The sequence below is a fragment of the Fictibacillus gelatini DSM 15865 genome (genome assembly GCF_000430745.1).
Classification (GTDB): Bacteria; Bacillota; Bacilli; order Bacillales; family Fictibacillaceae; genus Fictibacillus_A; species Fictibacillus_A gelatini.
Map to the genome: position 1 here is coordinate 1 of NZ_KE387231.1, position 26,291 is coordinate 26,291.

The following is a 26,291-nucleotide window of genomic DNA, read 5'->3' on the forward strand; positions in this document are numbered from 1 at the left end:
GGGCAGGCGATCCGTTTGTTCTATCAGGAATGCCACCTTTCGTTTTTGCTTTATTTTGAATCGTTCATTAAAGATTATGAAGCCATTTTAACATCGATCAAAAATCAGCTGAAAAATTTTGAGCCTGATCCAAACGGCTTTATTAGCGAAAGTTTTTTGGATCATGATGTAAGAGCGGGACTTCATAAAATAGAGACAACAACCATCGGGATCGTCGATGAAGCGAACAAGGCGATGAAAGAAGTCCGGGATATTGTTGATCTTCCTTTCCTTGATGAAACAGAAGTGGTGGAAAACATCTGGCGAGCGAAACGACATGCGAAAACGACGATCGAACAGCTTCACGCCTTTGATAAAGCGCAAACCGCCGCGCTGGAAACGGTAGAACAAGACCTCGCCTTGATGGCAAACTATATCAACCAGATCAGCTCGGCAATCAAAAGCGGCGAAGTGACTATTTCAAATTACTCGGTAAAACAAATCACATCGTATGAAACCTATAATGACTTGATAGGCGACCTTGCCCAGAAGACAAATCCTTATGAAAACAAGTATAGACGCCCGGATGCGGACGAACAATTAATCGCGTCTTCGTACATCGCACAGTTACAAAATAAAAACGTAACGAAAGAAGAATTTGAAACGCTACAGGAACAAAAAATCAAAACGGTTCATGTCATTGACGAATATGCGGAATATGACGGTGATTACCATATCCTCGCCAATGGAATGATTGTAAGGGAATATAAAGACAAGAATTTTAATAAACAATATCAAATTGTCGATAAGGTACCAAAAAACCGGGCAGGAGGGGTCCGAGAATTAGATTCCCCATTTGAAGGCACTCCATTAGAAATCGCAGAGTATGCCGTCCCCGGAGGACTTATAAAAAAAGGCGTCACCAAACTCGGGAAAAAGGCGATTACGGGTATCGAAAAGAAATTGGCGAAGGAGTGTACTGGAGGTACGCGTAAAAATATTTCACATCCGGTTCTCGATAATACAAGATCGGGAAGTGCCTTAAAGAAACCGGACGGCCAACATGGTTTTAATGATATTATTGATAATTATACTCCGCATGCTAAAGAATTTGAGATAGTTGGTGGTGACGGAGTTAAAAGGAAATTATATCAAATTGAAGGCGGAATGAAGTATTACGACTATAAAGATTTATATAATAAAAACTTAAGGATTAAAGAGAGAATAACAACTGTTAAAGACCAAAACGGTATATTTGAGTGGATTGTTGACCCAGCCAAAGGTGTTACACATAGAAGATTTATTCCTAATGGGCAAATAACAGGAGCTCCGAACCAAAGACCCAAAGAATGAAGGTGATTAGTGGATATGTTGATAGATATTTTCAAGCAAAACAAAATAAATTACGATTGGAAAACAATATATGTGGGCTTAAAACTTGATCTAATTAAATATGGTGACATAACAAATTATGCAGTTGAGTTTTTAAGTAGCCATCCTGAAGCTAACAATCAAAACATTATTCAGCTTGCATGGGGTGGGGATGATTTCGATTACGAGAGTTTACTGGTGAATATATTGAAAGAGTCGAACATTGATGATTTGAACCTAGACGCCGATGTTTGGCAGTTTGAAATAAGAAAATGGAGATTTGCTTTACTTACATACTTAAAAATGATTCATCATGATGATTTTGAGAAGTTATTAGATAAGGTTGCTGAAGTGTATGCTGACTTTAATTATCCAGAAGATATGGATAGCTTTATTAATTATCTAGCGCCTAATGATGACTTTAATCCTTCGCAATATTCACAAGAGAAGAATGTTATCAGACTTGTTAACTTATTTAATGATTTCCTAAATAGAGAACAAAAAATACTTACTAAATGAGTTCCCTTTTTAATGGATTATGACCTTGATTAGCACAACATGCTAGTTAAGGTTTTTTTATGTTTAACATTAAAATAGAAAAAGTGTCGCCTATAATGTCACACTAGCAAACTTTGCGCAAAAAGGCCAATCCTTATGAAAACAAACGCCCGGATGCAGACGAGCAATTAATCGCAGCATGATGCCGTCCCCGGAAGACTTATAAAAAAGGCGTCACCAAACTCGGGAAAAAGGCGATTACAGGTATCGAAAAGAAAGTGGTGAAGGAGTATACTAAGGGTACAGGTAAAGACTATAAAAACTATAAAGCTGTGGACTATACTGGAAAAAAGAAGATTAATGGAGAAGAAAGAGATATTAGCAGACGGGTTTTTCAAAGGATTGATATCGATTATAAGAGAATCGATCCTGATACTGGCATGACAAATTTTCAATTAATGAAAAAAGGAAGAGCACCAATTTGGAAAGATGAAACAGTTATAGAGTACCATCAAGAGTTTTTATAATGGCTCCTCGCTATTTATGAAGAAAATCCGACTTTAGATTGCATAATTCTTTATTTCACTGATCGCTGTACTTCTAAATTATGTTGGCATTGAATGTTGAGGTGATAATATGTACCTATCAATCAAAGAAACCGCTGAATATTTATCGCTCCCTGAATCGTATATTGAAAACCTTATCCTGCAAAAAAGGATACGCGCGATTCATGACGGGACGCAATATTTGATCAATAAAGAGCAATTCAACACCCACCTTGAGCAAATGGAAAAGTATAAAAAAATGGTCGAAGAATATATGAATGAACCGATTCCCGAAGATTGGGATGCAAAAGACGAGGACTAGGAATAAAGCATTCCCAGTCCTTTATACTTTCCATATTTAAGGCAATTACCGTCTCAATGAATCGATAAAGTTATAGTCTATAACCTTTCTTTCATCAACAATATCTAATAATTCATCATGTGGAAGGGTATCTTCTTTATCAGAATAAAATAAGGTTAAATGTACACCTTCGGATTTAGCAATTTCGAGGGCGGGGAGAAAATCACTATCGCCTGTCAATAATGAGGCATGAGTGATCAAGCGTTTTGTACTATGTAATACAATGTCTGTAGCTAAAGAAACATCAACACGTTTTTGTTCAAAAATCGTTCTTCCTTCATCGTCTATACCGCGAAAAGCAAGCTTTCCTTCACGTACTGTAAAACTGTTTAGTCTATTTAACTTTCGGAAAAATTTTTGTGCATTAGAAAATTGTTTGCTTTCTTCTTCTGTTGGATGTGAGGTCTGGTACGGTAAGCAGTGGTAATAGTAGGCTCTAAGCAATTGGCGATCCTCACTCATGCACATTGCTAATTTTTCGTAATCAATCTTTGCTTTTCCAAATGCACGTAATATGTTATCTAAATACCCGCCATCAATAAACAAAGCAGTTCTGGCAGAGATCATAAGCCCTCACTCCCATAAAATAAAACAGGGGGATGCAAGCATCCCCCTGTTGTTCTTGGCCTACCATCCACAAAAGAACGGTAGCGATTAATTCTAATTATATTATATTCAAATTAATTAAGAATGTAAACAAAATGTATAAAAATTCGCAAAGTATTTTCTTTAATCGTCACTAAACGCCCGGTTATTCAAAAAAAGTTTACTCAAGTTTTTGGAAAAACTTGAGTAAACACTAAATTGTTATGTTGTGCTAAGCTCCTGGATTTTGCCTCTTTCGCTATTTCCTTTTTCAAGCGTATTTAATACGGCTTTTGCTAATATGTGGATGCCCTTTAAAATAGCTTCCCGGTCAAACGTCATGTGGGGGTGGTGAAGACCAGGTTCAAGTCCGCACCCAAGCCCGAGCATCGTTGATTTTAAATGTGGCCGTTTTAATGCATAGAAATGAAAATCTTCTCCGCCTGTTGTAACGAGCGGTAGATCTAAGTTTTCGCTTCCAATCGTTTCGCAAATTGCTTCAGCCATCATTTGCTGGGCCTCGGGGTGCACCCGGGCAGCGGCAAGATGTGGCGGGATGACGAGGTCGATTTTCACCTGGTAAAAATTCGCCACAGAATCTGCCGCCATTTTCACATGCTCGACTAACGTTTCCATCACTTCATTCGTTTGCGCCCTTAAGTCAAGGCTAAATTCCGCCTGACCTGGAATAATATTGGAACATTCTCCGCCGGCACGGAGCATCGTCATTTTGACAGAATGAGGGATCATCGGGTCAATATGAATGTGGGCCAGTTCATGAACGAGCGTCGATGCCACTTCAATTGCGTTAGTGCCAAGGTGCGGCCTTGCCCCATGAGCATCTTCCCCGATAATCGTTCCTCCAATATATTGGCTGGCACCATGGATGATGGCGGGTGCTGCGTGCCCGTTTTTTGTTTCCTGAACCGGCCGCAAATGAACGCCATATAAATAATCGACATCATCAACGACGCCTTTTTCAATCATTTTCAGAGCCCCTTCGCCTTTTTCTTCGGCAGGTTGAAAGATAAAGCGAATCGTTCCGACGGGCAATGATTTCAATTTCTTTAAAAGAAGAAGAACACCAAGCGCCATTGTCATATGGGAGTCATGTCCACAAGAATGGTTCGCCCGGAATTCACCGTCCACTTCTTGCCAGAGAGCATCCATATCGGCCCTGACGGCAACGACGGGAGAACCTTCACCAATTTCGCCGATGACCCCCGTACAATCATCAAAGGTATACGTACGGCAGCCATATGAATCGAGCTTTTGTTTAATAAATTTTGTCGTCCCAATTTCCTTCCAGCTTACTTCTGGATGGTGATGAAGGTGTTCAAATATCTCCATCACCTCTTGCTTAATTTCTTCAAGTAATGCCTCCATGATGAAAAATGCTCCTTTCAAACAACTCCGTCCTGATCATAACCAAAACTACTAATGGATCTATCGTTTTGCTAAAAAACCTTCCATATAATGTAGCATAACGGCAAAATATTCACAATACTTGATATTATTTTCAATACATACCCTTTATAAATCATATCAAACAAGTGCTGGTAGGGATACATGATCTTGAAAAGCAATAGTCGTGGTACTTTATTTTATGTTAAAAATTGTAGAATATGATCAGGTGAAAAACATAAAAAGCTAACCCGGCTAAATAAGGTTAGCTTTAAGTGTCCGCTTCCTATGCTTTCTGTTCAAAGCGTTTAATAATTTCAATGATCACGTTGGTCGCTTTAATCATATTGTCTACTGAAATAAATTCGTACTTGCCGTGATAGTTTTCCCCGCCAGTGAAAATATTTGGTGTCGGAAGCCCCATATACGATAGCTGGGAACCGTCTGTACCGCCGCGGATCGGCTTAATATTCGGTTGAATGCCGAGGCTCTCCATCGCTTCATAGGCAATATCGACGATTTCTTTAACTGGCTCGATTTTTTCTTTCATATTATAATATTGATCGTTCATCTCAAGAAGAATATTTTCTTCACCATATGTTTTTCGTAACTCATTTACGATTGCTTCTAAATTGGCTTTTCTTGCCTGAAACTCTTCCTTGTCAAAGTCACGGATAATATAGTGCAGTTTTGTTTCTTCAACATCGCCGTTAATTGAAATTAAATGATAGAAGCCTTCGTATCCTTCCGTTGTTTCCGGCGCTTCTTCTTGCGGAAGGCGATTGTTTAATTCCATCGCGATTTTAGCGGAGTTGACCATTTTACCTTTGGCTGAACCGGGGTGGATATTTTTCCCTCTGATCGTGATTTTGGCTGCAGCGGCATTGAAGCTTTCATATTCCAACTCTCCAAGAGGCCCGCCGTCAACCGTATAGGCAAATTTTGCATTGAAGGCGTTTACATCAAATTTGTGGGGACCGCGTCCGATTTCTTCATCAGGCGTGAAAGCGATTCTAACTTTTCCGTGCTTGATTTCAGGGTGCTGGATTAAATACGCCATCGCAGTCATAATTTCAGCAATACCCGCTTTATTGTCGGCGCCTAGAAGCGTTGTCCCGTCAGTCGTAATAAGCGTATGCCCGATATATTTTTCTAGATCCGGGAAGTCTTTTGGGGAAAGGACGACATTTAAGCTTTTGTTTAAGATAATATCTTTTCCGTCATAGTTTTCAACGATTTGTGGATTGACGTTTTTTCCGGTAAAATCAGTTGCCGTATCGACATGAGCTAAAAATCCAATCGTTGGTACTTCTTTTTCTGTAGTAGAAGGGAGCGTTGCCATGACGTATCCATTTTCATCCATGGTCACTTCCTCCATGCCGATCGACTTTAATTCTTCTACAAGCATACGAGCGAGTTCCAGCTGTCCGGGTGTTGAAGGGCATGTGCTGCTGCTTTCATCAGACTGTGTGTCCACTTTCACATAGGAAGTGAATCGTTCAATGATTTCATTTTTCAACTTTTCTTCATCTCCTTTTTCGATCCTCGCTATTTATCTTATCATGATTTTAATGTTCTACCCAATTGCAGATTTTCGTTTTGAAAGTTAAGAAAATGCCCCGATAAACGAGACATTTTCAAAAAAGTGTTAGATCCGGACACTAATATCATATTCTTTAAGCCAATAGTTCACTTGAAGAAGATAATCGATCAATCCGCGAGCCTCTGTTCCGTTTATTGTTTTATCGTTGCCATCGGCGATAGTGCGGACCCGTTCTTTGTTGATCATCGGTAAAATCGGTGAATTTGGATCGTTTAATACATCGACCATCCAGTTGCTGACCCCTTTTAAATATGCGGCATCTTTTGTGCTTGGATAGGCGCTTTTTCTCCGATTGCGCACATCGTCTGGGAGATAGCCTTCAAAAGCCCGGCGAAGAATTCCCTTTTCAATATTGTCGATGCTTTTCAATTCAAATGGCACATTCCATAAATATTCGACAAGCCGGTAATCGCAGAACGGTACGCGTACTTCAAATCCTGTCATCATGCTAGAGCGGTCTTTTCGATCAAGCATGAACGGAAGGAATCTGGTAATAAACATATAGGACATTTGCCGCTGTTTTGCCTGCAAATCTTCTTCTCCTTCTAGAAAAGGAACTTCACTGAGCGCTTCCAAAAATCTTTGTTTTTGGTATAGTTCGGGCTGAATGCTCTCTTTTAAATCTTCAGATAGAATACTAGAAAAATAGCCAAGGTTAACATTCCACGGAAACACATTAGCATTTAAAAACTGGTCTTGATAAAACCATGGATAGCCGGAAAAGACTTCATCCGCCGATTCGCCGGAAAGGGCGACGGTTGCATTCTTTTTCATTTCTTTAAACAAAAGATAAAGGGATGTTTCAAGCTCCCCGACGCCAGGCAGGTCCCGGGCCCGCATCGGAACAAGCAAATTCTCGACTAGCTTGTCAGCTCCAAGAACGATTGAATGATGGTTAGTTCCGACATGCTCTGATACCCGTTTTACCCATGGCTCGTCGAGATCGCGGCGAAGAAAATCCTGCTCAAAATCCTTTTCATTGTTGACAAAATCGATTGAATACGTATGCAGCGTTTTTCCGTTCCGTCTATATTCAGCGCCTGCCATAGCGGTTAGCCCGCTCGAATCAAGTCCGCCGGAAAGCATCGTGACAAGCGGACGGTCGGATAGTAATTGGCGTTTGACGGTATCTTCTAATATCGAACGAATCGTCTGAACGGTAGTATCTACGTCATCCGTATGTTCTTTGCTTTCAAGTTTCCAATAGCGTTCCGTTTTGACCCGATTGGCCGTAAACGTCATGTAATGGCCTGCCCGTACTTCTTTTACGTTTTTAAACACGCCATTTCCGGGTGTTCGCATCGGTCCGAGGGCGAACACTTCAGCAAGCCCTTCGCGATCTACCTCTGTTTTTACCAGCGGATGGGAAAGCAGTACTTTCAGCTCAGAACCGAAAATAATGGCACTGCCCTGCACGGTATAAAATAAAGGCTTCACTCCTAGATGATCTCGACCGAGCATAAGCTGCTGGCGTCTTTCATCCCAAATTCCAAACGCAAAAATGCCGTTAAAGTGTTTCACACAATCTTCTTTCCACTCTAAATAGGCATGAAGCAATACTTCTGTATCTGAATTGGTTTGAAAGTGGTGGCCTTTTTCTATTAATTTTTTGCGCAACTCCTTGTAATTGTATAGCTCCCCGTTATAGGTCAGGGCTATTGTATATTCGCCATCTTGATAAAGCATTGGTTGGAGTCCGCCTTCCGGATCAATGACAATCAAACGACGATGGCCAAATGCCGCACGCTCTGAAAACCAAAACCCGTCCGCATCCGGTCCTCGATGTATAATGCGATCCGTCATTTTCTTTAAAATAGGTTGTTGTTCGGAAAGATTTCTTGTCCAATCAATCCAGCCTGCAATTCCACACATTCTATTGCCTTCTTTCTTTCGTTGGTCTCCTATCAAAGCCCCCTCGAAAAAGTCGACCAAGTTGCAAATTCAGTCGAATCATCGTAAAAAAATAGAATGAATTCGACTGAATTCTGATTTTGGTCATATTTTAATGGTAAATCGCAAGACAATGAAAGGCAAACAATTATAATCGATTTGCTTGAAAATACGAGTTTAGTCCTATCTCTGCCTGTTTCTATTAGTGCTTATATCACATTTGTTAGTATTATTTGATTCATCAGCAAAGATCAGTATAATGGTATAAAATAGACTGGATAAAGGTGCTAAGAATGGAAAACAAAGAGGACAAAAAAATTAGAATAATCAAAGCAGCGACCAGGTTATTCTCTTCACAGGGCGTGCGGAATACGACGGTCGATCAAATCGCAAAAAAGGCGGGTATCGGAAAAGGAACGGTTTATTACTACTATGACGATAAAACAGAGATTCTGCTTGATTGTTACATGCAACATATTATAAGGATTCGAGAAAAGGCAAAAAACGAGCATTTAAGTAATGCCGATGTTGTGCAAAGGCTGCAGCGGCTTCTTCAATATATTAGTGAAGAGTCTTGTCATGATCCATTTGTATCAACACTCTTTCAAGAGTATAAACAAGCTCGTCTTCCCGAGATTAGCCTTTGTTTCAAGCAGTCCGAAGAAGATGCGGTAAGGATGGTGACGCATTTGCTTGAAGAAGGGATAAATAATGGAGAATTAGAAAACGTGCCATTGCCGCTTACAGCTTTTTTGCTCGTTAGGATGATGTTTTCCTATAATTTGGATTATCGCAAAAGCGACAAAAGCGATGATGAGTTCTTAATGTTGTTGAGAAAAATGCTGCTGAAAAATTAGGGAGAAGAACAATAATCAGGTGCTTGAAGAGGTTTATCATGTTAAGTGGGCTTGTCATCCAAGTTCACGAATGGGTACCACCTAACCGACCGCCTCCTCTTTTTTATATTCTTCTTGAGCCTTTTCCAAGAAGAATAAGAGCGATATAGCAGGGAAAACGTGAATTTTTCAAGTGTAATCTATAAAAAAATCAATCACCGGAATATCTTTCTTGGAGTTCGTCCAGCTTTTTCAGAATGAGTTCCATTTCGACTTCCATTTTGTTGATCCAATCAAGAAGTTCTTCCATCTTCATCACTCCCATTATCTTTATTATAATGGGAACATACGTTCTTGTAAAGTGTAATATTATGGCACCTTCAACTATTTATAATCAAAGGTGCCGATCAATTATTTTTTTAATAAATCTAAATCAAATTTCGGAACGAGTCCTTCATTGGCTGCCCGGCTAAGCAAAGTGGTGATCGCTTCATATCCGGCTTCGCCTAAGTCTGCTGTGAAATCATTGACATAAAGGTTAATGTGCGCCTTTGCGACTTCAGGATCCATTTCCTGAGCGTGATCAAGAACGTAGCTTTGAGACGCTTCTGGATGTTTCCATGCGTATTCGACCGATGCACGGATCCACCCGGAAATTTTCCCGACGTCAAGTCCCCTGCGCGCAATGATCGCTCCAAGCGGAATCGGTAAACCGGTATCTTCTTCCCACCAGTTTCCTAAATCAGCCATAAGATGGAGCCCGTACTCCGGGTAGGTGAAACGCGCTTCATGGATAACGAGCCCTGCATCGATTTTGCCGTCCTGAACGGCCGGCATGATTTCATGAAACGGCATAATGACAATTTCCCCAATGCCGCCGGGAACGTTTTGTGCTGCCCATAATCTGAACAAGAGGTAGGCGGTTGAACGTTCACTTGGAACGGCAACCCGCTTGCCGGACAGGGCTTCCGGACTGGTTTCATCGTCTTTTGTCAAAACGAGCGGGCCGCATCCTCTTCCGAGCGCTCCGCCGCATGGGAGCAATGCATAATCGGATAATACCCATGGTAGAGCCGCATATGAAATCTTCAATATTTCCGGCCCGTTCGGATCCGTGGCAAGGTTATTAGTGATATCGATGTCTGCATAGGTGACATCAAACTCTGGTGCACCGGGAACGAGCCCATGCACTAATGCATGAAAAACAAATGTGTCATTTGGACAAGGTGAGAAGGCAATTCTCATTTTAAAACCTCCAATAATACGTTACTCGCTTTTTCTAACATATTTAAAGCTTCTTTAATCCGCCATGCGTCCTTGTTGCGCGGGCCAACTTGATTTGAAATGGCCCGGATTTCAAGAATCGGTAGATTATAATGCCGGGCTGCAATCGCTACGCCGTATCCTTCCATTGCTTCAGCTGCTGCCCCGGGAACCCGTGCCGCTAATTCTTGTGCAGTTTTATCGCTTCCAGTAACCGTCGAAACAGTTAATATCGGCCCGGTGGTAACCGGAAGCCCGGCTTCCTTAAGCGCCTTCGCTGCCTGTTCTGCGAGCTTCAAGTCAACAGGAGCACGTGAGGAGCCGAAACCGAGTTCATCGAGGCTCAAGAAACCTTCAGCGGATTCTGCACCGAGATCGGCTGCAACGATGTCGTTTGCAATAACAAGCGAGCCAATTTCAGCCTGGCAAGCAAAGCCGCCAGCGATTCCAGCGTTCACAACGAGATCATATTTAGCGGTCGCAAGTGCAGCCGCTGTGTTTGCTGCAGCCGCAGCTTGCCCGACTCCTGCCAATTTTACATCAAAACGCCTTTCGCCATGAAGGCCACGCAAAACAGCATCCCTTTCTGCGTCGACCGAGGTCATGACAAGTACTCTTGAATCTTTATATGTGTTTACGGATGAATCCGCAGTTGAATAAAAAGTCACTGTAAAATCCCCTTTAATTCAGTTCGAAAACTATATCTTAAGGGTATCTCGATCTTTTCGTTGTGTAAAGCGGATTGCCTTACATCTGTTTTTGTTTTGTATCAAAAAAGAAAGCAAAATGAAATAAATCGTAATAAAAACTTTGTTAGAATACTAGAATAGAGATTGTAGTTTCATTTTATTGAAATAGAGGAATAAATATAAAAAATGATTTTTTTCGGGGGATAAAAAATGACCATAGAGAAACAATTGGTTGAAAAGACGTTTTATGAAACGTTTATGACAGAAGATGAAAATGTGCATCCCGTTCAAGTGCTCGGAGAACTTTATGTGAAAGAGCAACGGGAAAACTTGTCTGATTTATCGCCTATCCGTTTTGCCCAGGGAGAGGTATATTTCCATCATCAAGATTTTGAGGCGGCCATTTATAAATGGGAAAATGTAACGAATGAACTCGTGCCATGGGCCCAAAAGAATATGGCCGATGCTTATTTTGAGATCGGTTTTTTATCGACTGCTGAAGGAATTTACAATTCAATTACGGCAGAAGATATGACCCTTAATACGGAAATCGCCTTGCAACTCATTTCACTATACATAGAACAAGCCAACTTCAAACAGGCGAAAGAAGTGATTAAGAACGTTGTTTCGTACAACCCGGATTATCCTAATGTTACTGAAATCGCCCGGGCTTTCTTTGAGGAGCATAAGGATTGGAGCGCGGCGATTGAGCTTGCAGTTAATGAAGCGTTAAGAACAGAGAAGATCGAATGGTTTGATATTTTAAGATCCTATATTGACAAAGGGTTGACAATAACATATGAACCGGATTATTTTAACCAAATTTTAACCGCCATTTATTCTATTGATCAAGCGCGTTTTGAACAAATGGTCTCATCGCTATGGAATAGCTATAAGGATCAAGAATCATATTTAATGTGGATTCAAGAGTTTAATAACCTTTTCTTAAAATTTGAAATAAATCAAGAATCATGGCACGAGCTGGCCTTGTTATACGAAGAAACATATGTCGATTTGATAAATGGGAAGTATTTCATTAAAGAATTATCGGAAATTATCCCTAATTTGTTAACGAATTGGCTAAGAATCGTCGACGTTTCAAAAGCATTATTCGCTTCAGCTGCCGTATTGGCGTGGAACGAAATTTTTCCTTCTACAATAAATGAATCAACTGTAACGGATGCCGGACAGCTTTTATTGAATTCAAAACATGACCCGAATGGACTCGATAATAGTTTACACCTGTTTCAACAGATAAAAGAGTGGGCGACCAGTCATAACCTGGAAGTAGGTCAGCGGCTTGATTGGATGGTTAATGAACTTTTAGATCAACACGTTCATTATTTATTAGTTACCGGAACGAGCGGGAATGGAAGGTCATCTTTTATAAATTCGCTGCTTCAAGAAAAGGCACTTGAAATTCCGCATTCAACCGCCGTCATTTTTAAAAACGGTGAACATGAAGAAATTAGCGAAATAACAGATGAATACATTCAACCCATTTCAAACGTTACGGATGCTGAAGGTGAACAGGGAAAAGCTCTTATTGAATGTAAGCTGCCAGGCCGGTTTTTAGGCGAAAATGAGCTGGCCATTATAACGACTCCGAGCTTTAACGGCATTCGTAATCGGAGAAATGAAGCCTTCAACTACTTGCATTTTGCAGACGGCTTGCTGTTTGTTTTAAATGCAGCGTCGCCTTTTACGAACAGGGAACGTGATATTTTAGTAGAAATACAGGATAAAGCGCCGAATCTTCCTATTCATTTTGTGCTCAATCAAATGGATGTGTTTGAAAGTGAGGAGGAAGCTGCTGAGACGGTAAATCATACAATTTCAAAAATAAAAGAGACATTTCCGAATGCAAACGTGCTTCCATATTCCGCACAATATGAAGGTAGAAGGCAGCTTGACGATTTGACGGAATTTCTTACAGAGAACTTCAAGAGTCGAAAGATCAAAGAGGTGCGTAGTGGAAAAGTCGTAACCTTCATTCGCCAGGTGTTAACGTATTTAACCGAAAAGCGAAAGGAAATGGAAAATAGCTTAAGAGAATCGATCCAATGGAATGAAGAAATGGTGACTAAATTGAACGGAGCGATTCATCAACTTAGTGACCTTGAGAAAGATAAAATTCTCGACATAAACAACCGCTTCCTTACAATTAAAGAGGAAATGAAAAAAGAAATGCTTGAGTCCATTCCGAAACTTCTGCAGGGCGCCTCAAGCTTGATTAAGGAAAACAGTGACTTCCGAAAAATTCATCTTGAATTAAATGAAGAAATGAATAATCGGGTTCAGGACTATTTACAAAACACGTTATTGCCTAAGGTTTATCGAGACATGCAGCAATGGATCAACGATGCAAAAGCAGATTTCGATGAATGCAAGTCTTATTTAGACGAAATGAGCGAAGGGTTTAATAAGTTGTATGGGGAAAAACGAATGGAGCTTGCCTGCGATTTTCAAGTGCTCGACGACTGGCGGCGCGATACTGACCGTATGACGAGCGGCGTTCCAATGGACAAAATCAACATCTTTTTGCGGTTTTCGCCGTCCCGGTTTTTACTGAAAAGCGCCGGAAAACTATTGGGCGGGCTTTCGCAAAATAAAACGATGCTCTATAACAAATACAAAAAGTTTATTGAACAAGAAAATTATAAGGACACAGCCGAATCGGTCACAAAAACCTTCCTATTGCAATTTGAACTGTTTGAAAAAGCATTAGAACGAGATGTTTCGATGTTTTTTAAAAATCCATTTGCTGTCTTAACCCGGACAGTTGAAGAAACGCATTTAGAAATCCAGAAAAGCCAGGACACATTAGATCAAATGGAAGCGAATAAAGAATTGTTTACCGATCCAATGACACTATTCGAATTAAAGCTACGCCAAAATGAATGGATGATGGGTGTAATCAAAGAAGTTCAATATGTTTAAATCCGTACCAATGCCTATTGCCGCATAAAAAACGAGTGGCAATAGGCATAAAAATTGTCTTGTGAATTGTCTTCAAGGACGGATGGAAGTAGAATAATAGTGATCGGTTATCTTTTCTTTATAAAGGATAAACTGGAGAATGGATAATTCGAACTAAAGGAGGATTATGCAATGACAAATCAAAATGAATCAAATGCCTTGCCGCCAAAAACATGCACGATTGACCGGCTGGTAACGGTTCCAGAAGATATTCAAAAAGTTCTTGCCGGAGAAAAAACGGCGACTCGCCGCAATGGACGATATGCGGACATCGGAGAAATTATGACGTTAGAAGGCAAGCAATTTGTTGTTGAGAACGTCTATTCACAAACTCTCGGTGAATTAACGGATGAACACGCCCGCCAGGAAGGATATAGAAACGTGGAAGAATATAAAGAAGCCATCTTGTCGTTTCATCCAGGAATGCCATGGCTGCCGCATATGAGAGTATGGGTCCATGAGTTTCGGCCAGTCGAAAGCTGATTGGTTGTTACCGTAGATGTTTTACCGTTTTATTCTTTATTTACATATTTTCAGTGTCATCTTATCGATTGGTCCTTTCTTCGTATTGCTTCCTTTCGTTAAAAAACTGCGAACGGCTGAGCAACCGGTGCTGAATGAACATTTGGGACTGTTCCGTTTTGTCGTCAGGCTGGCAAAGCATTCCGGCCACGTCCTTGTTGTCACAGGAATATTGCTCGTATGGATGGGACCATGGACGTGGAAAACGTCATGGATTGACATGACATTGCTCGTGATGATAAGCTCCCTGTTCTTTTTAGCTAGAGCGTTTTCACCATCCATTCGTAAATTCAACGAACCTGGCCATAACAGAGAGACTCTCGTTCAAAGGCTAAGCCGTTCGATCTGGACGTACATTATCCTTTTGCTTATCATGCTCTGGTTTATGGTGACAAAGCCGATGTTTTGGTAGGAAAGTAAAAATTCGCAAGAAGTCTTGCCTTTGGGCAAGGCTTTTTCTTTTGGTGAAGATCTTTTTGACATGGGGGTACTAGAAAAAGATAGTACTATGCAGGAGGCGAATTTTCCTTGAAAATATATAGTAAGATACCGAAGCTCGGATAGAATGATAGGGCAGGGAGGATAAGGAATGAGAATCGGTTAATCAAAAGGAAAATCGGGATGGATTCCAGGTTACAGTTAATAAAGTTGAGATTGCGAAAGAAGAAACAAGGGTGTTTGTGACGGTTGAAAATAAAACAAATAGAAAAATTTACCCGAATATTTATTCCTTCAATCTGTTAGAAGGAGGCAACAAATATGGCATTAAGTCTCCGGGCCGTATAAGAGATTATACTGAATTTCCTGATGGATTAAGCCCGGGAAAAAAGAACAGCCATTCTTCTCTTTCCACCGATTAAAATTCAGACAAAGGAAATCACTGTATATATGCGCGGCGAAGAAAATACACTTGAAAGCAAATTAAAGCCTTTTTTGTTTAAGATAGAAGTGAAATAATTGAAAGGGGGAGGCAATTTAAAATGACCAGTAAAGGGTGCAGGTATTTAGTATTTTTAATTCTTTGCCTGTTATTATCAGGGTGTAATTATTATGATGAACTTATGAGCGATAGTGAATATGAAGATTCACATGACGAAACATTTGAATTAAGATTATCTGACATATATTGACGTTTTGAACAAGTTGTGGCAGGGTAAATCGAATATTAAGAACTGTTGAAGGGAGTTCTGCACTTGAAGAGGTCGCTGTTATTTATATTTATTTTAACACTATTTTTAATAGGAGGTTGCGGGAAAATGGATAAAGAAAACCAATCTGAGAAATTGCCAGATACCGTCGCATTCAATGATAAATTCACAAGAGAGTTCATGGATTCCCCAAAAGAAGTGAGAGAAGGATATTATTTGTTCAAATCGAAAACCGGCGGATATACAATGCTGTATCCGAAAAACGCCAATATGGATGAAGCGTATTATGAAAGGCATAAAGATTATTACGAAGCAATTAATTTTGGTGAGAGCAGTAAAAAAGACAATATTTCGTATTATGTGAGAAACACATACGAAAAAGGAGAGATAACAAACGATATAGATGTAAATCTAAATCTTTTATCAGACTATATTCATTATAAAGGTGAGTATAGTAAATTTAACTATGATGATAAGACCATCTATTTTGCAAAAGATACAGAGAGAGTTAATGATGAAAATAATGGAGTGTTTTATGGATTTTTCAGTTATATTAAATCCAACTCTGGGGATCAGGCAGTTAGATTTTTCTATGATGTTACATGCTTGGATGAAAAACAAAAATGCAATATAGATATTAAAAAAGAAGCAGAGAAAGCAAAAATGTTGATGGAATCAGTTAAATTTAAGAATTAAAGAATCGAGGTGAGAGAAATCACAAAGGATTTAAACAAAGAAGTATTAAACACGGACATGCTACGTGCCAGAATTATGAATTTGGAGTATGGTGACATTACTGTTGAAGAGATAAAAAGAATTTATATTGAAGAGACGGGAAAAGAACCACCTGCTCATATAAAAATTTACTGTTCCGATGATATGAAAGAACTCAAGAAAAAAGATTATGGCTTTGATGGAACGGTTATTCATTTTTATGACGAAAAGAAAGGAATTAATCAGGCTTACACAATCACAAGGGGAAGTGAAATAAAAGAAAAAGACAATTGGAGACCTCAAGATTGGATGTATAATCTTTTTGGTATATTCATTGGACAAAATGATAAACAATATGAAGCTGCAAAACGTTTTGATGAAAAAGTAAATAAAAAAATAAATAAAGAGATGGCGTCAAAAAAAATGAAAACGCCATTAAAGAAATTTGGTCTTGGTCATTCTCTAGGAGGGAACTTAATACAAACCATACAACTGATTACAAATCAATTTCAGAATGTTTATGTTATAAATGATGCTCCCCCAAGCTTTTATCAACTTGCAAAAATAGACGGTAGTTTTTGGAGGACAATTTCTAAAAAATTCAATTTAAACCCCAACAACTACAATGAAATCTACAACGTCGACCCTGCCAAATTAAAAGCTTTTGCCGAGGAGTACTACAAAGAAATAGGGAAAAAGATTCATCATTTGACCGCAAAAGAGGAAATGCTTTATGCGGCGAGTATTATTCGGGGATTTATGGATGTTGGCGACCGTCACTTTATTGATCCTGCGAAAAGTTCCCGAATCCGAGCACTTATCGAAAAGATTTCCGATAAAGACATGAAAGCGATTCAGACTTATTTATCAAAATACTCGGATGTCTATAATAATCAAGGGTTCGACGGCGTCGTAAAAGCAATGGCCGGGCTTGATCCAAAATTTATTGATAAACTATTAGAATATGATACGTCCGACTACTTTTTACACGGTGGAAGTATTATAAAAGATGCCGTCTCTAACGCTCTCGATATGAAAGTAAAAATTCCAGCTCTTGTTGAAAAAGTATCGGTTTTATATAAAAATTTAGACCCTATTTTTGAGATCTTCGTTGAACTCGATTACATGAGCCAGAAAGAAAAAGATAACGTTATACACGCGGTAAAAACAATAGAAAACGATTTGAAAGATATTCAAAATGCCGTTAAAGACGCTGCTGAATGGAATGGATTCTTATTTTTGAATCCTATCTATGAGGGATATAAAATTTACGAAATCATTGAAGTGTATAAGAAAATTAAACAAAAATATAAAGATATTAAAGGCCAGCTTAAAATCATTAAAGAGAATACGAAAAATCTAAAGGAAATTTTCCTCTCAAGCAAAAATGCTCACGGTTTGTTAAGTGTCATTAACGGATTAGGTGAAAAGAGCGGAAAGGCGTATAACAAAGCCGGTGACTTGATCTGGTTTAAAGGAAGCGGGAAAAAAATAAAGGTCAATCTTTCCTCGGCGGTAAGAATTTATAATAAAGGGTTAGAAATATGCCACGAAAAAGAAGAAGTTTTAAAAAAGTTAAAACAAGTGTACCATGACGAATATGTTGAAGATTTGCACTATCGAAAAAGCGATTTATTAAAGAAAATTAACGATATGGAAGAAAACCCGGGTCTTATCAACATTTATTAGGCAAGTTCACTAGCGACGCCCAGGAAGTGTATACGTTGAAAAAAATTACCGTTCATGAAGATTTGAAACCATTAAATCAAACATTTACCGGTAGTTTTGATGAAATGTTTTCGTTTTACGAGAAAGAAATTGCAAAAGAAAAAATGTTAATAGTCAACATAAAAAAACAAATTGAACGTTTTTTTGAAAAAGAAGAAGAGGTTTCAAAAATTTTCAAGTTGCAAAATGGAAAGTGAGGTGAGCATATGGAGCAAAGGAATATAGTTCATAAATTTGAGGATGAACTGGATTTAAGATATAAAGCGAATCGCTTTATTAAGCAGCTTAACGTTATGGAAGCGTTGAGCATGGAACTGGCAAAATTCATTCAAAAGGAAACGGACAACAGCGAAGGATCGATTATTGAAGCTATTAATCAAGAAGTAGAGTATCGCTCAATGTATATAAAAGGGTACAGTGATTTTTATGAAAAAGGTATGAAAGAAAAGGCGCAAACATACACGAACCATATTAACGATATGAACCAACAGGAACTGACGTTATATTATGATGAAGTTAAAACAACAATCAAATGATACTCTTTATTTTACCTCATACTAGATACCTTTCCTCAATTGTAAAAATAAAATTTCATGATATAATTTTCATTCAAGAAGCTTAAAGTTATCGGAGCGGATGGAATGGCCAATCAGTCGAATCACATACATGACGTTATTGAAATTTGCCTGCTTGCCGGGAAAATAATGCTTGAAAGCGGGGCGGAAACGTATCGGGTGGAAGATACGATGATGCGCATCGCTGCTTCATACGGAATTCATCATTCCCACAGCTATGTCACGCCTACCGGAATTATCTTCTCCATCGATGGGATCGAACCAACAAAATTAATCCGGATTTCGGAACGGACGACGGATTTGCAGAAAGTTACAATCGTCAACAGCATTTCAAGAAAGATCAGCAGCGGGGCTTTAACATTAAAAGAAGCATATAAAGAGCTAAAACAAGCGGAAAAGGCAAATCACGCGTATCCGATATGGCTGCAAATTGCGGCCTCGTCGATTGCCAGCGGTTGTTTTTTAATCATGTTCCACGGAAGATGGGATGATTTTATTCCTGCCCTTATTTCCGGCGGTGCGGGCTTTTTATGTCTCGTCTATTTTCACCGTTTGATCCAGATCAAGTTTTTTGCCGAATTTTTGTCCTCTCTCCTCATCGGATTATTGTCGCTTTCGTTTGTTAAAAGCGGAATTGGCCATGAGCTCGATAAAATCATTATCGGTTCAGTCATGCCTTTAGTTCCCGGACTTTTAATAACGAATGCAGTCAGAGACTTAATGGCCGGTCACCTCGTATCAGGATTGTCGAAAGGCGCCGAAGCCTTTTTAACGGCATTTGCCATTGGAACAGGAATCGCCATTATGTTTTCATTATTTTAACGGAGTGGATGACAATGACGATGATCGAACAATTAGTGACAAGTTTTATCGCCTCCGGGGCCTTTGGTATCCTGTTCAACGTGCCAAGACAAACGTTGTTAAAATGTGGGATTGTCGGCATGCTCGGTTGGATTATTTATTTTCTACTAGATATAGAAGAAGTCGATCAAGTGTTGGCTACGTCGATCGCCGCCTTTTTTGTCGCGGTAATTAGCCATTTTTTTGCAAAAAGGTACAAAACGCCAATCATTATTTATAGTGTGGCGGGTATCATCCCGTTAGTCCCCGGCGGACTCGCCTATGATGCAATGAGGAATTTTGTTGAAAATGATTATAATATCGCGATTCAATTGGCGGCAAAAGCCTTCATGATATCCGGGGCCATCGCTTTTGGCCTTGTATTTTCAGAAGTCATCAACCAGATGATCCGAAAAATGAAATTTAAATAACATTAAGAACTTCCACTAATTGCACTAATTTCCTTTGCCAATCTATGATACAATCAGTAATAGCATAAGTAGAAGGAGAAATTCAATGATTACAGTGACGAACGTAGGGCTTCGCTATGGTGAGCGAAAGCTTTTTGAAGAAGTGAATATTAAGTTTACTCCTGGAAACTGTTATGGGTTAATCGGTGCCAATGGCGCGGGTAAATCGACCTTTTTAAAAATACTTTCAGGCGAGATTGAACCGCAAACGGGCGATGTTCATATTACTCCGGGGGAGCGTCTTGCCGTTTTAAAGCAAAACCATTTCGAATATGAAGAATATGAAGTGCTTCAGACGGTCATTATGGGCCATGCGCGTTTGTATGAAGTCATGCAGGAAAAAAATGCGATTTACATGAAGCCTGATTTCACGGATGAAGATGGAATGCGAGCCGCAGAATTAGAGGGTGAATTTGCCGAGCTAAACGGCTGGGAGGCAGAATCTGAAGCGGCGATCCTTTTAAAAGGGCTAGGAATCGGGGAAGAGCTCCATAATAAAAAAATGGCCGAATTAACAGGCGCGGAAAAAGTGAAAGTTCTTTTAGCACAGGCGCTGTTCGGAAAGCCCGATATCCTCCTATTGGATGAGCCGACGAACCACCTGGACCTTCAGGCGATTCAGTGGCTTGAGGAATTCCTTATTAACTTTGAAAATACCGTTATTGTCGTATCCCACGACCGCCATTTCTTGAACAAAGTTTGTACGCACATGGCGGATCTCGATTTTGGCAAAATCCAATTGTATGTCGGCAACTACGACTTCTGGTATGAATCAAGCCAGCTCGCGTTAAAAATGGCACAGGAAGCGAACAAGAAAAAAGAAGAAAAAATTAAAGAGTTGCAAAGCTTTATCGCCCGCTTTAGCGCGAATGCTTCCAAATCCAAACAGGCGACGTCAAGGAAGAAGCTGCTCGAGAAGATTACGCTCGATGACATTAAACCTTCAACTCGCCGTTATCCATACGTGAATTTCGCGATTGAACGGGAGATTGGAAACGATCTATTACGCGTCGAAGGGCTTACGAAGACGATTGACGGAGTAAAAGTGCTCGACAATGTCAGCTTTATGATGAACAAAGGCGATAAAATTGCATTTGTCGGCAAAGATGAAATTGCGATTACGACATTGTTTAAAATTCTTATGGGAGAAATGGATGCGGACAGCGGGTCGTATAAATGGGGCGTCACAACGTCTCAGGCTTATTTCCCGAAAGACAACTCGAAATACTTCGAGAATGGCGAATTGAACCTGGTCGATTGGCTAAGACAATATTCGCCAAATGATCAAACGGAAAGTTTCTTACGCGGATTCCTTGGAAGAATGCTGTTCTCCGGAGAAGAAGTATTGAAAAAATGCACCGTTTTATCTGGCGGGGAAAAAGTTCGCTGCATGTTGTCGAAAATGATGCTGAGCGGGGCCAATGTGTTGCTCCTGGATGATCCGACGAACCATCTGGATCTCGAGTCGATCACGGCGCTTAACAATGGATTGATTAACTATAAAGGATCGCTTCTCTTCACATCTCATGACCATCAATTCGTCCAAACGATTGCGAACCGCATTATCGAAATCACGCCAAACGGCTTAATCGACAAACAGATGACCTATGACGAGTATTTAGAAAATGAAGAGCTGAAAAAACAACGAGAAGCGATGTATCAATAAGAAGCTTGGGCGCGGGGATTTCCCGCGCTCAAGTTTTTTATTGCGTTAAACGTACAATTAGCAAATGTTCCGCCAAACTTTTTCTGAAAAATCCACATTTTTGTCTTCACACAGTGAAAACCTGGCATTTCTTAATTCTTTCTTGATTGCAGAAAAAAATTCTTATTTCATTTCCTCCATCATTATGTATAATAGACTAAGATTTATAGTAAACTTTGAGTTTTGCATCAATAAACTTTATTGTCTTGAAGTTTACTATTAGTAAACAGGATGGAAGGGTACACGATGCAAATTGGGAAAAAAATAAAAAATTTGCGCTTGAAAAAAGGGTTGACTCAGGAAGAACTTGGAGAGCGCACAGATTTAAGCAAAGGGTACATTTCGCAGTTGGAGCGAGATTTAAGCTCGCCATCAATGGAGACGTTTTTTGACATTTTAGAAGTGCTTGGCTGCACCCCGAAACAGTTTTTTGATGAAGAAGAACGGGAACAAAAAGTCGTTTACAAGGAAGAGGATCAAACCGGATTCATTGATGAAGAACGGGGTTACCGCATTCAATGGCTCGTACCGGAGTCGAACGAAAAAGAAATGGAACCTGTTCGCTTGACGCTACAGGCAAAAGGGGAGTTCAAACAGTTTGAGCCGTCTCTTTCTGAAACGTTTGCCTTTGTATTAAGCGGCCGTATTGCCGTCAGATTGGGCAAACGGACCTATTTTGCGAAAGCAGGTGAATCGATCTACTTTCATGCATCAGATGAACACCAGATCATCAATGACGATGATGGCCCGTCAGAGTTGCTTCTTGTTGCCACAGATTCTTATTTATAAATCTAACCGATAGGAGTGTTACAATGGCAGATCGCACGATTATTCGCTTTGAACATGTCACGAAACAATATGATGACGACCCCGCTGTACTTAATGATGTCAGTTTTGAAATCGAGCGCGGGAAATTTTATACGCTGCTTGGTCCTTCAGGTTGCGGGAAAACAACGATTCTGCGGCTAATTGCAGGATTTATCGAGCCGTCAAAAGGAAAGATATACTTTAACGGAAAAGTGATTAATAACCTTCCAGCTAATAAGCGCCAGGTCAATACGGTCTTTCAAGACTATGCACTATTTCCGCATTTGAATGTATTTGAAAATGTCGCCTTTGGACTAAAGATTAAAAAAATGAAAAAGTCCGACATTGAGGAAAAAGTAAAGGAAGCTCTTCGTTTTGTCAATCTCGCTGGCTATGAAGCACGGGAAATCAGGGAGATGTCTGGTGGGCAGAGGCAGCGGGTTGCGATTGCACGGGCGATCGTCAACGAGCCAGAAGTCATTTTACTTGATGAACCGCTCTCAGCCCTTGATTTGAAACTACGAACCGAAATGCAATATGAATTAAGAGAACTCCAGCGCCGGCTCGGAATTACCTTTATTTTCGTCACCCACGACCAGGAAGAAGCGCTCGCCATGTCTGATGAAATCTTTGTTTTAAATGAAGGGAAAATCCAACAAAGCGGGACGCCGACGGATATTTATGATGAACCGATCAACCGGTTCGTTGCCGATTTTATAGGAGAATCAAATATCGTACCGGGGAAAATGATCCGGGACTTTCTCATTGAATTTAATGGGAAGCAATTCGAATGTGTGGACGGCGGTTTTCATCCTGATGAATCCGTTGAAGCCGTCATCAGACCGGAAGATTTGCAAATTACGACACCTGAACAAGGGAAACTTCAAGTTCGCGTCGATTCCCAGCTGTTCCGCGGAGTCCATTATGAGATTTGTTGTTTTGATGAAGACGGCAATGAATGGCTCGTCCATTCAACGAAAAAAGCGGTAGTTGGCGATAACATTGGCCTGACGTTTGATCCTGAGGCGATCCACGTCATGCGTTTTGGAGAAACGGAAGAAGAATTTGATAAACGCCTGGAAGCGTACGAAGAGGCCGGCCATGCAAAGTAGAACGAGAAATATCTATTTAATTCCTTATGTGTTATGGATTGTCCTTTTCGTCATTGCGCCGATTGTTCTTGTCGTCTATTATTCTTTTTTCGATATTGAAGGGCATTTTACGCTTTTAAATTATAAAAAGTTTTTTACACCGGTCTATTTACGCATGACGCTCAGCTCATTCTGGTATGCTTTCTTAATTACAGTATTCTGCCTTTTGCTTGCATATCCAACTGCGCTTCTCTTAACGAAAACGAAACATAAGCAACTGTGGCTGCTTCTCATTATTTTGCCGACATGGGTCAATTTGCTTTTAAAAGCGTATGCCTTTCTCGGCATCTTTGGTGCGTTCGGCCCGGCAAATGCGCTTCTGGAAACGCTCGGAATCGGGCAAAAACAGCTGTTATTCACCGACTTTAGCTTTGTCTTTACATCGGTTTATATTTTCATTCCTTTTATGATTTTGCCCATTTTCAACTCGCTGGAAGAGCTAAGCCCGTCTTTTGTTGATGCGGCACGCGACCTCGGAGCTTCGCCGTGGACGACATTTCGGCGTGTCATTTTTCCATTGACGCTTGATGGGGTAAAGTCGGGGTGCCAGGCCGTCTTTATTCCGGCATTGTCTTTATTCATGCTGGCCCGATTAATTGCCGGAAACCGCGTCATTACACTCGGTACGGCAATTGAAGAGCATTTTCTCGTTACCCAGGACTGGGGAATGGGCTCGACCATCGCTGTCTTTTTAATCATTGCGATGGCCATCATCATGATTTTAACAGGAAGTCGGAGGTGAGGATGTCACATGAGAGCAAAACGAAAACTGGCAAACGTTTATTTAATTGTCATCTTTGTTATTCTTTACGCTCCGATTTTTTATTTGATGTACTATTCGTTCAATAGCGGCGGTTCAATGCACGATTTTAAAGGGTTTACGCTTGAATGGTATAAAGAAGTGTTTCACGACACGCGCCTGTTTATTATCGTTTTAAATACGCTTGTCATTGCGCTACTATCAGCCGCCATTTCGACCATTCTCGGTGTCATCGGCGCACTTGCGATTCAAATGTTGAGGAAACGGCAAGTGAAAAATTCGCTTTTAACGCTCAATAACGTATTGATTGTAAGTCCTGATGTTATTATTGGCGCATCCTTTTTAATTCTTTTTACGATTATGGGCATTAAGCTCGGGTTTATTTCCGTGCTGCTTTCACACATTGCTTTTAGCGTTCCGATCGTCGTCATTATGGTACTGCCAAAGCTACAGGAGATGAGCCCGACATTGGTTGATGCAGCCCGTGATTTAGGGGCGAACCGATGGCAAGTTCTATCAAAAGTTGTGCTCCCATTTATTACTCCGGGCATTTTTGCAGGGTTCTTTATGGCGCTGACCTACTCGCTGGACGACTTTGCGGTCACGTTTTTCGTAACGGGAAATGGTTTTTCCACCTTATCCGTTGAAATTTACTCCAGAGCCCGGCAAGGAATATCATTGTCGATTAACGCGCTGTCGACTCTAATTTTTTTATTTACGATTATGCTTGTCGTTGGCTATTATTTTGTGAATAAGAAAACCGGCAAGTCAAACGGAATGGGGGTAAGAGGCCGATGAAACAGCTAGTGCGTGTTTTCGCTACGATATTCATTGTCGCATTTGGCTTAATGTTTTTAGCCGCCCGTTTGAACATGACGGAAGGGTATTCGGGGAACAATACATTAACCATCTATAACTGGGGCGATTATATTGATCCGGATTTAATCAAGCAATTTGAAAAAGAGACAGGGATTAAAGTCATTTACCAAACGTTCGATTCTAATGAAGCAATGATGACAAAAATTTCCCAGGGCGGAACAACATTTGATGTTGCTGTGCCTTCTGAATATATGATCAGCAAAATGAAAGAAGAGCATCTGCTTATTCCGATCGATCATTCAAAGCTTCCGAATTTGAAATACATTGATCCTCGTTTTATGGATTTGTCATTTGATCCGAACAATAAATATTCGATCCCGTATTTTTGGGGGACGGTTGGGATCGCCTACAATTCTTCCATGCTTGGAGGAAAAAAGATTACAAACTGGAATGACTTATGGGACAAAGATTTACGCAATCAAATTTTGCTTGTTGACGGTGCCCGCGAGGTTATGGGAATGGGACTGAATAGCCTTCACTATTCGCTTAATGATACGAACGAAGCCCATCTTCAAGAAGCGAAAAAGAAGCTGGCTTCGCTCACTCCGAATGTAAAAGCGATTATAGGAGATGAAATTAAAATTCTGCTTGCAAATAGAGAAGCTGCAGTAGGCGTGGTTTGGTCCGGCGAAGCGGCGGAAATGATCAGTGAAAATAAAGAGCTGAATTATGTTATACCAAAAGAAGGCTCAAATTTATGGTTTGACAACATGGTCATTCCGAAAACGGCAAAAAATATAGATGGGGCCCATCAATTTATCAATTTCATGCTTGATCCGAAACATGCTGCGCAAAATGCCGAATATATTGGCTATTCCACGCCAAACAAAAAGGCGCTCGACTATTTGCCGAAAAACATTGCAAATGACAAGCGGTTTTATCCTGATCCAGAAACGACGAAAAAGCTGGAAGTGTATGAAAATCTCGGAAAGAGCATGCTTGCCCATTACAATGAGCTTTTCCTGGAATTTAAGATGCACCGGAAATAA

The 26,291-nt window shown here is 40.2% G+C and carries 26 protein-coding genes; 20 read left to right on the forward strand and 6 right to left on the reverse strand.

Going from position 1 to position 26,291, the window contains the following annotated elements:
* The 4 genes from H538_RS25235 to H538_RS0119590 all read left to right on the forward strand — a co-directional run.
* Positions 1-1,332, forward strand: a 1,332-nt coding sequence (locus H538_RS25235; RefSeq protein ID WP_211235583.1) for an LXG domain-containing protein, incomplete at its 5' end; no start/stop codon positions are given.
* A gap of 15 nt (positions 1,333-1,347) precedes the next feature.
* Positions 1,348-1,869 carry a DUF2247 family protein gene (locus H538_RS25820; protein WP_081412736.1) on the forward strand — a complete coding sequence of 174 codons (522 nt, stop codon included), beginning with the start codon at positions 1,348-1,350 and terminating at the stop codon, positions 1,867-1,869.
* Positions 1,870-2,129: 260 nt separating this feature from the next.
* Positions 2,130-2,375 (forward strand): hypothetical protein, encoded by a 246-nt coding sequence (locus H538_RS24580; protein ID WP_245595280.1) that lies wholly within the window; start codon positions 2,130-2,132, stop codon positions 2,373-2,375.
* A gap of 109 nt (positions 2,376-2,484) precedes the next feature.
* A complete protein-coding gene (locus tag H538_RS0119590) occupies positions 2,485-2,715 on the forward strand; it encodes an excisionase family DNA-binding protein (protein ID WP_026679009.1) in 231 nt (76 codons plus the stop codon).
* Between the two features lie 45 nt (positions 2,716-2,760).
* Here the strand turns inward: H538_RS0119590 and H538_RS0119595 are convergent, their stop codons facing one another.
* The 4 genes from H538_RS0119595 to asnB form a co-directional block, all read right to left on the reverse strand.
* A complete protein-coding gene (locus tag H538_RS0119595; RefSeq protein WP_245595281.1) occupies positions 2,761-3,321 on the reverse strand; it encodes an NYN domain-containing protein in 561 nt (186 codons plus the stop codon).
* 240 nt (positions 3,322-3,561) lie between these two features.
* Entirely contained in the window at positions 3,562-4,725 is a 1,164-nt protein-coding gene (locus tag H538_RS0119600; RefSeq protein WP_026679011.1) for a M20 peptidase aminoacylase family protein, read from the reverse strand.
* Between the two features lie 304 nt (positions 4,726-5,029).
* Positions 5,030-6,262: a peptidase T gene (gene pepT, locus H538_RS0119605; RefSeq protein WP_026679012.1), complete on the reverse strand. Its 1,233-nt coding sequence runs from the start codon at positions 6,260-6,262 to the stop codon at positions 5,030-5,032.
* Positions 6,263-6,391: 129 nt separating this feature from the next.
* Positions 6,392-8,218: an asparagine synthase (glutamine-hydrolyzing) gene (asnB, locus tag H538_RS0119615; RefSeq protein ID WP_026679013.1), complete on the reverse strand. Its 1,827-nt coding sequence runs from the start codon at positions 8,216-8,218 to the stop codon at positions 6,392-6,394.
* A 302-nt stretch (positions 8,219-8,520) separates the two neighbouring features.
* On the opposite strand from asnB, the gene H538_RS0119620 reads away from it, so the two are divergent.
* Positions 8,521-9,093 (forward strand): TetR/AcrR family transcriptional regulator, encoded by a 573-nt coding sequence (locus tag H538_RS0119620; RefSeq protein WP_026679014.1) that lies wholly within the window; start codon positions 8,521-8,523, stop codon positions 9,091-9,093.
* Between the two features lie 390 nt (positions 9,094-9,483).
* Here the strand turns inward: H538_RS0119620 and H538_RS0119630 are convergent, their stop codons facing one another.
* Positions 9,484-10,317 carry a 1,4-dihydroxy-6-naphtoate synthase gene (locus H538_RS0119630; RefSeq protein WP_026679015.1) on the reverse strand — a complete coding sequence of 278 codons (834 nt, stop codon included), beginning with the start codon at positions 10,315-10,317 and terminating at the stop codon, positions 9,484-9,486.
* Positions 10,314-11,003, reverse strand: a complete 690-nt coding sequence (locus H538_RS0119635; RefSeq protein ID WP_026679016.1) for a futalosine hydrolase — start codon at positions 11,001-11,003, stop codon at positions 10,314-10,316. Before H538_RS0119635 ends, H538_RS0119630 begins: the two co-directional genes overlap by 4 nt.
* Before the next feature lie 231 nt (positions 11,004-11,234).
* On the opposite strand from H538_RS0119635, the gene H538_RS0119640 reads away from it, so the two are divergent.
* The 15 genes from H538_RS0119640 (at position 11,235) to H538_RS0119715 (ending at position 26,291) form a co-directional block, all read left to right on the forward strand.
* On the forward strand, positions 11,235-13,964 hold the full coding sequence (locus H538_RS0119640; protein WP_026679017.1) for a P-loop NTPase family protein: 2,730 nt from the start codon (positions 11,235-11,237) through the stop codon (positions 13,962-13,964).
* 171 nt (positions 13,965-14,135) lie between these two features.
* On the forward strand, positions 14,136-14,486 hold the full coding sequence (locus tag H538_RS0119645) for an ASCH domain-containing protein (protein ID WP_026679018.1): 351 nt from the start codon (positions 14,136-14,138) through the stop codon (positions 14,484-14,486).
* A gap of 16 nt (positions 14,487-14,502) precedes the next feature.
* Positions 14,503-14,937 (forward strand): hypothetical protein, encoded by a 435-nt coding sequence (locus H538_RS0119650; RefSeq protein WP_026679019.1) that lies wholly within the window; start codon positions 14,503-14,505, stop codon positions 14,935-14,937.
* Between the two features lie 844 nt (positions 14,938-15,781).
* Positions 15,782-16,369 carry a hypothetical protein gene (locus H538_RS0119665; RefSeq protein WP_026679021.1) on the forward strand — a complete coding sequence of 196 codons (588 nt, stop codon included), beginning with the start codon at positions 15,782-15,784 and terminating at the stop codon, positions 16,367-16,369.
* 9 nt (positions 16,370-16,378) lie between these two features.
* Positions 16,379-18,076: a DUF6792 domain-containing protein gene (locus tag H538_RS24585; RefSeq protein WP_245595283.1), complete on the forward strand. Its 1,698-nt coding sequence runs from the start codon at positions 16,379-16,381 to the stop codon at positions 18,074-18,076.
* Between the two features lie 35 nt (positions 18,077-18,111).
* Entirely contained in the window at positions 18,112-18,312 is a 201-nt protein-coding gene (locus H538_RS26860) for a hypothetical protein (RefSeq protein WP_245595284.1), read from the forward strand.
* 9 nt (positions 18,313-18,321) lie between these two features.
* Positions 18,322-18,651: a hypothetical protein gene (locus H538_RS0119675; protein WP_026679022.1), complete on the forward strand. Its 330-nt coding sequence runs from the start codon at positions 18,322-18,324 to the stop codon at positions 18,649-18,651.
* Positions 18,652-18,756: 105 nt separating this feature from the next.
* Entirely contained in the window at positions 18,757-19,512 is a 756-nt protein-coding gene (locus H538_RS0119680; protein ID WP_026679023.1) for a threonine/serine exporter family protein, read from the forward strand.
* A 14-nt stretch (positions 19,513-19,526) separates the two neighbouring features.
* Complete coding sequence (locus H538_RS0119685) at positions 19,527-19,961, forward strand: threonine/serine exporter family protein (protein WP_026679024.1); 435 nt, start codon at positions 19,527-19,529, stop codon at positions 19,959-19,961.
* Positions 19,962-20,046: 85 nt separating this feature from the next.
* Positions 20,047-21,666 carry an ABC-F family ATP-binding cassette domain-containing protein gene (locus H538_RS0119690; protein ID WP_026679025.1) on the forward strand — a complete coding sequence of 540 codons (1,620 nt, stop codon included), beginning with the start codon at positions 20,047-20,049 and terminating at the stop codon, positions 21,664-21,666.
* Between the two features lie 285 nt (positions 21,667-21,951).
* Complete coding sequence (locus tag H538_RS0119695; protein ID WP_026679026.1) at positions 21,952-22,494, forward strand: helix-turn-helix domain-containing protein; 543 nt, start codon at positions 21,952-21,954, stop codon at positions 22,492-22,494.
* Between the two features lie 23 nt (positions 22,495-22,517).
* The gene (locus tag H538_RS0119700) at positions 22,518-23,624 is read left to right on the forward strand and encodes an ABC transporter ATP-binding protein (protein WP_026679027.1); all 1,107 of its coding nucleotides are present in this window, start codon (positions 22,518-22,520) and stop codon (positions 23,622-23,624) included.
* Entirely contained in the window at positions 23,614-24,405 is a 792-nt protein-coding gene (locus H538_RS0119705; RefSeq protein WP_026679028.1) for an ABC transporter permease, read from the forward strand. The genes H538_RS0119700 and H538_RS0119705 overlap by 11 nt, the downstream gene beginning before the upstream one ends.
* A 9-nt stretch (positions 24,406-24,414) precedes the next feature.
* Positions 24,415-25,221, forward strand: coding sequence for an ABC transporter permease (locus tag H538_RS0119710; RefSeq protein ID WP_026679029.1), 807 nt, complete (start codon positions 24,415-24,417; stop codon positions 25,219-25,221).
* Positions 25,218-26,291, forward strand: a complete 1,074-nt coding sequence (locus H538_RS0119715; RefSeq protein WP_026679030.1) for an ABC transporter substrate-binding protein — start codon at positions 25,218-25,220, stop codon at positions 26,289-26,291. Before H538_RS0119710 ends, H538_RS0119715 begins: the two co-directional genes overlap by 4 nt.